The 214-nt window shown below is 66.4% G+C and carries 1 protein-coding gene; it reads right to left on the reverse strand.

All coding sequences use genetic code 11. From position 1 onward, the window contains the following. A partial coding sequence (locus tag AA75_RS51495) for a hypothetical protein (RefSeq protein ID WP_033823730.1) occupies positions 1 to 214 on the reverse strand: 214 nt, incomplete at both ends.

A 214-nucleotide genomic window follows, 5' to 3' on the forward strand; every position in this document is an offset into this window, starting at 1 on the left:
CGCCGTTGTGAGCGGTGATGGTGAGCGTGCTGACTCCGGCGGTGTCGGGGGTGCCGGCCAGGGTGGCGGTGCCGTCGTGGTTATCGGCGAACGTGACACCTGTGGGCAGACCCGTTGCAGTCAGTGACGCTGTCGGGCTTCCGGCACTGGTGATCTTGTAGCTGCCAGCACTGCCCACGGTGAAGGTTGTCGATGCTGCGCTCGTGATGGCGGG

Source organism: Kitasatospora sp. MBT63 (genome assembly GCF_000710465.2).
Lineage (GTDB): Bacteria > Actinomycetota > Actinomycetes > Streptomycetales > Streptomycetaceae > Kitasatospora.